Source organism: Kordia sp., from assembly GCF_045105435.1.
Classification (GTDB): domain Bacteria; phylum Bacteroidota; class Bacteroidia; order Flavobacteriales; family Flavobacteriaceae; genus Kordia.
Genome location: NZ_JBGCDL010000134.1, coordinates 1 through 8318 on the forward strand (window position 1 = coordinate 1; position 8318 = coordinate 8318).

Annotated in this window: 5 protein-coding genes; 3 read left to right on the forward strand and 2 right to left on the reverse strand. The window is 31.8% G+C overall.

From position 1 onward, the window contains the following. The coding region (locus tag AB8B65_RS06880; protein WP_405300133.1) for a tail fiber domain-containing protein at positions 1-1526 on the forward strand (1526 nt) is incomplete at its 5' end. 512 nt (positions 1527-2038) lie between these two features. Continuing rightward, positions 2039-3805, forward strand: a complete 1767-nt coding sequence (locus AB8B65_RS06885) for a T9SS type A sorting domain-containing protein (RefSeq protein ID WP_405300134.1) — start codon at positions 2039-2041, stop codon at positions 3803-3805. A gap of 376 nt (positions 3806-4181) precedes the next feature. Here AB8B65_RS06885 and AB8B65_RS06890 read toward each other — a convergent pair whose 3' ends face one another. After that, positions 4182-5450: a M18 family aminopeptidase gene (locus tag AB8B65_RS06890; protein ID WP_405300135.1), complete on the reverse strand. Its 1269-nt coding sequence runs from the start codon at positions 5448-5450 to the stop codon at positions 4182-4184. Between the two features lie 312 nt (positions 5451-5762). Between AB8B65_RS06890 and AB8B65_RS06895 the strand changes: the two genes are divergently transcribed. Further along, positions 5763-6410: a hypothetical protein gene (locus AB8B65_RS06895; protein ID WP_405300136.1), complete on the forward strand. Its 648-nt coding sequence runs from the start codon at positions 5763-5765 to the stop codon at positions 6408-6410. Positions 6411-6538: 128 nt separating this feature from the next. Here AB8B65_RS06895 and AB8B65_RS06900 read toward each other — a convergent pair whose 3' ends face one another. Next, on the reverse strand, positions 6539-8194 hold the full coding sequence (locus AB8B65_RS06900) for a hypothetical protein (protein ID WP_405300137.1): 1656 nt from the start codon (positions 8192-8194) through the stop codon (positions 6539-6541). Between the last annotated feature and the right edge of the window lie 124 nt (positions 8195-8318).

Sequence of the window (8318 nt, forward strand, 5' to 3'; positions counted from 1 at the left end):
CCAAAGTAGATGCCTTTCCTGCTACAAATCCAACTATTGAACAAGATGCAATGCTCGTATATCTTACAACAATAGATGGCACAGATACTCCTGGTTTTTATTATTGGAATCATAGTACAACTAATTGGTTACCTATAGGAAAGAGTATTGAAAAGATAAATGATTTAACGGATGGAAAAAGTGATGATGACGGAAGTAGCAATGGTTCTTCTATTTTTTTAGGTTTGGAAGCAGGTATTAATGATGATAGTAATAATAGAAAAAATGTTGGAATTGGCTATCATGCATTAAGAACAAATTCTACAGGTAGAGAGAATACTGGTGTAGGTTATGAAGCATTAAATGCCAATCAAACTGGACGCTATAATACTGCCTTAGGTTATCAAGCATTAAAAGATAATACTAGTAATAGCAATGTCGGTATTGGTTATCATGCGTTAAACACTAATACAAGTGGGCGTAGTAATACTGCTGTTGGATATAGAGCATTGACAGCCAGCTTAACAGCTAGAGATAATGTAGCCATTGGTTATGAAACATTAGCTTCTACTGAATCAGTAAGAAATACTGTAGCAATAGGATTTCAGGCATTACGTGCCAATACAAGTGGAAGTGAAAATACTGGAGTAGGACATTTAGCATTAAGAGAAAATTTAACAGGACGTTCTAATACGGCATTAGGATATCAGACTTTAAGAGCAAATACCACAGGTAGTTTCAATGTCTCTGTTGGTTCTGGAACTATGACAGCAAACACCGAAGGAACATTTAATACAGCAGTTGGAGCCGTATCATTACAACGAAATACATCAGGTACAGGTAATGTAGCTGTAGGTGCTAGGTCACTTACTGTAAGCACCGAAGGTGATAATAATACGTCAGTTGGTTTTGCATCGATGTTTAGAAATACAACAGGAGAACAAAATACATCTAGTGGAAATAATGCAATGTCTAGCAATACAGAAGGAAGTAAAAATTCAGTCTATGGAACTGATGCATTGTCATTTAACATCAATGGAAACGATAATGTTGCTATGGGTTATAGAGCATTAAGAAGAACTACAGGTAGTAATAATATAGGAATTGGAACAAGTGCTTCACCAAGTGCCGACACTGTAAGTAATGAAGTAACGGTTGGAAATAGTAGCAATAATGTATACAGAATGTATGCTTCTACTTGGACAACCATTTCAGATAGAAATTTAAAACACGGCATAAAAGATATTCCAGTCGGATTGGATTTTGTTTCAAAGCTAAACCCAGTAGAGTTTATCTATAACAATGCCAAAAATGAGCAAAAAACGTATGGTTTTATAGCGCAAGAAGTAAAACAAGCTTTAAAAGATACGAAAGTTACTGACGAAGTTATTGTGGTTGATTTTGATGAAAAATACATTGGAATGAAACAAACAGAGTTGATTCCAGTATTAACGAAAGCAATTCAAGAACAACAAACGCAAATAAAAGATTTAGAACAGCAACTAAAAGAATTAAAAGAAATGGTTAAAAAAATCTTAGAAAAATAAGACAATATGTGAATGCTACAGTGCACCTGTTTTTATGGGGCAAGCATTTAACAAAAGTAATGTTTCACTGTAAAAAAGAAATTCTGCAATAAAAACGCAAACATATGGAATACTCTGCTAGTCTATTAGACGTATTTTCTCTACACAAAAAGAAGGTATTAAATTAAGCCTTGTAAGACCATTCTTGTCAATACTCCGCCACTTATAATTTTCCGTCTTTTTATCAAATCAAAAATGGTATAAATAACACCTATTTTACCTCTAAAAGTGAAGTGAAACTTGCATATTATCGTAATAATATGTTTTTAAGCGATTTACAGATATAATATCTAATTTAAAGCATTATTTTTTTGATTAAAAAGCTATATTTAATATTTATAATAAATATAGATACTTCATAAAATAGTTACATTTTTTTAGATTTTATAATTGCAATTATGTTTAAAATAAAAACTTTAATTCTTTTAAAAGAGAACCACATAAAACCGCTGTGCCTTTTTATAGTATTTTGTATGTTTACTTTACATTCGGCTTTGGCTCAATTAAGTGTTAGAAATGACAATTATCTTTTTGTTAAAGATGGTATTTTCTTTGTAGAAGACAATGTGAACCTTCAAGAAACTGATAGCAAACTGCATTTACGAAATGATGCGCAATTATTACAAGGTACAGGAACTACAGGAAACTCTGGTTTAGGACAACTTAGTATATATCAAAACGGAACTACACACGATTATGCATATAATTATTGGTGTTCTCCAGTTGGAAATAATTCTCCAGTATTAGGAAATGAAAATTTCAAAGCAACTCAATTTTACGATGTAACTGGACTTATTACTAGCAATACCATAAGTTTCACAGATTATAACGGTACTTCTTCCCCACTTACGATAGCAAGTTATTGGATCTTTACTTTTGAAAATTCTGATCAATATAGCGATTGGTTTCATAGACAAGACACGGGCAATATTGCTCCAGGATTAGGTTTTACAATGAAAGGAACTAGTGGTTCAAGCAACAATCAATTATACGATTTTAGAGGAAAACCAAACAATGGAACGATCAGTAATTCGGTAAATGCTGATGTGTGGACATTAATAGGAAATCCATATCCATCAGCTATGGATGTAGTTGATTTTATTCATGATTCAGATAATAGTGCAGCCATTACTGGAACATTATATTATTGGGAACAAGATTTGAGTGTGTTATCACATTACGTAGCTGATTATGTTGGTGGATACGCTACATATACCATTAATAGTGCTGGAACTGTTGAAACTTTTGTTCCTGCTACTTTTGACACTTACAATAGTGATGGAACGCTAAACACTACAGGATCAAGCAGTACAAGCGGTAAACAAGCGCGAAGATATATTCCCACAGGGCAAGGATTTATGGTTGAAGGAAGCGCAACTACTACAGGAACCGTTCGTGCAAAAAATACACATCGTGAATATTACAAACAATCGGATGCTGATAGCGAATTTTTTAGACCTACGAATCCAAACGATATCAATTTAATCGAAAACAACAATACAAACGAAACTACTGTAAGTACAGAAAATACAATCTATTACGATCAGATTCCTGCTGAATACAAACGTTTCCGATTAAATATAGATTTTAACGATTTATACACACGTCAGTTAGTGCAAACTTTTCATGATACCGAAGCTACAGATGGTTTTGATTACGGATTAGAATCTAAAAGTCCTTCTGACGTTTCTAGCGATGCTTTTTGGGTGCTTGAAAATGAACCTTATGTTGCACAAGCACTTTCTTTTAATATGGTCAGAAAAATTCCGTTACATGTAAATTTAGGAACCAATCATACCATTCGTGTTCGAGCTTTTGATATTCAAAATTTTGATAACAATCAACCTATTTACTTGCATGATAAAGAAACGGACACCTATACCGATTTAAGAACCAACTTTTTTGAAATAGGCTTGCCACAAGGAACATATGATAGTAGATTTGAAATTGTATTCGCATCTCCAAATTCTTTAAGTATAGATGATATTGTTGTGACCAATATTCAAGCGTATCAAAATAATATAAACGGACAACTTATTATACGCAACCCTGAACGTCATGCGTTTAATGAAATTGTACTCTATGATATGCTTGGAAAAAAAGTAATTACGGAGAACAAATTGCAAGTCAATGAAAGTTATACACTAAATACACAATCATTAAGTTCGGGTATTTATGTAGTGGCCATAAAATTCAATAATTCTAAGAGTTTTAAGAAAAAAATAATCATCGAAAATTAGATTGTTTATCCGAACTAATTTAAACGAGGCTGTCTAAAAAGTAATAATTTCGTCAAACCGAACTTGATTCGGTTTCGTATAACAGTTGAAAATCAGCTTTATGAGATACTGGATCAAGACCAGAATGACGCCTTTTGAAACTTTCCAGACAGCCTCTTTTTTGAACGATACAATGCATACTTAGTTTGTCAATATTCAGGCTGCTTCTCGCCTACACTTTTTATACTTTTTTAAAGCGATATAAGTCTTTCTACATTGTATAACTTTTAATTTTACCGAACTAATAGGCAACAAACGTATTATTATAACAAAATAAGTAACAAGCTAATGTTTTATATTTTTTGCGAAGAATCTTTTTAATACTCATTCTTGTCTTTTAGCTTTTGTAAAATTCAGCAAATACCTTTATGATAGCATCATGATCTTTAACGCCGCACATTTCTCTAATACTATGCATGGATAACATTGGATTTCCAACATCTATCGTTGGAATCCCTATTTTAGCTGCAGTCATAGGTCCAATGGTAGATCCGCAGCCAATATCGTTACGGCTACAAAAATCTTGAAAAGGAATATTTGCCTTCGTACACCATTGCTTAAATTTGGCTATCGAAAAAGCATCGGTTGCATAACGCATATTAGCATTACTTTTTATTACGGGTCCAGCACCAATGTGTGGTTTGTGATTGCTATCATGTTTCTCAGCATAATTTGGATGTACCGCATGCGCCATATCTGCTGATATAAAAAATGAACGTGCTACGGTTTGAAAATAGGTTTCTTCGTTTAAAGAAATATGACCATGAATACGTTTTAAAGTAGCTTCTAAAAAGTTAGAATTTGCTCCGTTTTGCGATTCAGAACCAATTTCTTCGTGTTGAAAATAGACAGCCATTTGTACATTGTTATTTTCAGTATCAGCTATTTTTAAAGCCTCAAATGATGCGTGAACGCTGGCTAAATTATCTAATCTAGGCGCAAAAATAAACTCTTTATTGATTCCTCCTAAACTCGATTTTTCAGCATCAAACAAAAATAAATCCCAACTGAGTATCGTTCCAGAAACTCCTGTTTCTTTTTTAATCCAATCTTCAAATTGCAGGTCTTTTTCAAGTCCGATAACAGGAAACATATGCTCTTGTGGATTTGGTTTAAATCCTTCCTTATTTACGGCTCTATCTAAATGTATTGCCAAGCGCGGTATGCGTAGTCGTTTTTCTATTTTAATTATTTTTTGTGCTAACTCACCATTTTCATTTTCAATAATTATTCGCCCACCAAAATACAGGTCTTTATCAAACCAACTCGTTAATAATACACCACCATATATTTCAATATTTAATAATTGATAGCCTTCTTTTGTTGAAATAGGATTATTTTTTATTCTCAGACATGGCGAATCGGTATGTGCTCCAATAATAGAAAATGCATAGTTACTTGTCCATTTTTTTGGTGTTTTGAATATAATAATTGATCCTTCGGCTCTTGTTACAAAATACTTTCCTCCTTTTTCTAACGACCAGTTGGCTTCTTCCTTTAATTCTTTATAATTTTGTTTGAATAATTCGTTTTTTAAGTTTTCTACCGCATGGAATGAAGTTGAACTTTGATCAATAAATTCTAAAAGACTTTGGGAATAAGACATGTAACGTATTTTGTTTAAGTAATTAAATAAAACACCAAGTTACTTAAATTCTCTTTTATAGTCTATTCTATTTACTAAAGATTATGAAACTCCAAAATGAACTTATAGAGAAGTTTAAAAGTATTTTTATTTCTAAATACAGAACAGGTTATAAAGCTTTCACAATTGATTACCTCTAGTAAAGAAATACTTTTTTTTTATAAAAGTGATCGTGATTTATATAGAATTCAGTAAATTTAATTTCTAGCTATTTGTAATGTCATTTAGCTAGTGAATTTAGCAATCAAATGACAGCGATTAATTTCCCCAATAATGAAGAGAAAAATAAATTGGCTTAAACATGCACTCGATTTCTTAACGGTTGGAATAAGCATATTTGTAGGTTTTCAATTGAATACCTATTCTGAAGTTAGTAAACAGAAAAAAACACTAAATAATCATAGGGAATATGTAATTGAAGAGACTTTAATCAATCAAGAAAAACTTAAAGAAGCTCAAAATTCTGTTTTAGAAAGCTTGAAAACATTAGATGCGCTTAAAAGTAAGATTCAACAGAAAGAAGATATCAATATAATTTATCATCTTACACTAAAACTGATGGATGATTCTGGATTTTTTAACATCCAAACAATTGCATATAAGACACTTGCAAATTCTGATATTAGTATTCTTAAGTTTGACGAACGCAAAGATATTGTATCACTTTATGGTAATTATGATGCAACTGATATCGTTCAAAATAAAGCACTTGATGGTTTTAATCAATATTTTAATTACCTAAAAGCCAATATTCAAATATATACATTTGTGACTCCCAAACGAGAAGTTTTTGAAACACAAAAATTCAGTAATATTCTCGGTGAATATAGATATTTGCTAAAAAAGAAAGAGAAAAAATATATTGACTGCCAACAAAGAATAACACAATTTTTAGAGAAACATCAAAAACGATCGCGCTAGGTTTTAAAAACACGAGAAGCTTTACTTTTATGATCTAATCTTAATTATTTAGTTGGAACTCATAAATGCTTCATGTTAATTTTTATAAAAACAATCAAGCGTTTATGAGTTCCTAATTAAACTATAACTTAATTCGTTATTTCCAAAAGTATATGTTTAGCAGCTTTGCCTATCTCTCCATCCAAATCCAAAGAAATTGCCTTATTCAATAATGCTGTTGCTTTTTGAGTATTGCCCAATTTTACATAAGCATGACCTAAATTTTTATAGGTTATTGCAGAAGTAGGAAACAACTGTGAAATCATTGAAAATACTTGAATTGAAGCCTGAACTTCTTGAGTTCGACCACTGTTTAACAAGAGTAATCCTCTAGTGTTTAGTTCTGTTTCAAAATCGCAAAAACTGTATCTTGGATCTTGAATCATTTTAGGCAATGCTTGCGTCAATTCTTGTACTTTCCCAGTAGTAAACAAATCCGTAATGTATTGCATTGGATCTCTTTTAAAATCATCTCCACTCTTAAAAGTCAATGCAGCAGTAAGTATGGGATCTTGATTTGATGCATATTCTTCATAACTCATCGTTGCAGGAATATGTGGCGCTAACCATTCTGCATTTTCCCAAGCCGGTTTATCTTGCCACCAAGCATACGATAAAAATACAGGAATGCTACTATTTGGTAGTGTTTCTGGACGTGCATCGCCCCAAAAATTTACGTTTTCGGCTGTAGGTTCACCCACAAAAATAGCATTGGTGTAATTGTCTAATTCATTCACTAAATTCTGACAAGCGGAGAACGTGCGTCGACCAATAATAACATATAAACGGCCAATTTTATTAATCTTTTTTGTTTCAAGAATACCTGTAATAATTGATTTATTTAAGTAGTTATTTCCGCCGCCATTCAAACGAACATCTACCACTAATTTCTCAACATCATTGGTGTCAATAAAATTAAAAATTCGGTTGTAAAATTCTTCCGTAGTTTCTTCTGGAGCATTTCCTATTTGGCTATGTCTTACATACAAAACCTTTTCTTTTGCTAAGTATTCAGAAAAATAAATCTTATCAAGATGCTTTAAATACAAAGGAGTTGTTGATTGATTTCTTGCATCTAACCAATTATCTTTCTCCTGTACGTAACTATATTTTGTCGGTACCGTTTCTCCTTTTGTTAAAACATTAAATGTTTGTGTAAACGTTGTTCCGTTTTTTTCCAATGTAAGTGTTACCGATTTTTGCAGTTTATTGGTGATTTTCTGAGCGTGAAGAACTTCAGGAATATTTAAAAAATTTATTCCGAAAGCCTTAAAAAACTGACTGTTTTCAGCATTTACTACTGGATATATTTTTTTTAATGCTTCTTCAATCGGAATTTCATTAATCTTCAACACCTTTGCTCCTAATGCTTTTTTATATTCTTTAGAAACGCCTTGAATAAAAATACCATCACTAAACGCATACAAGTTAAAAGGATATGAATGAAACTTTATTGGATTGTAATCAAAATAAATTCCAGTATGTCCGTATTTAAAGGAAGAAATAATTTTAGTCATTTCCACAATAATCTCATGCTGTTCTAAATTCGGAATTTCTTTGTAAAGTGTTTCTACTTCAGCATCAAAAGTTTCTTTAGTTGTTTTTACAAAAAGGAATGCATACTTTTTGTGTATCGTATTTTGTAAAAAACGAAGATCTTCTTGCCATTCCGTAGCGCTTAAGGTTTCTTGTGCTGATAGTTGTAAAAACAGGAATAAACTTAGTATAAAAAGTGTCTTTTTCATGATGAGATAATTAGATAGTTCGTATTAATTATGACACAAATATTGCTTTATTCTTGCTTCTAAAATAGTCCTTTTGCTTGAAACGTCGTTTTTAATATTTGAAATGTTATCCAATTAGTAGTAG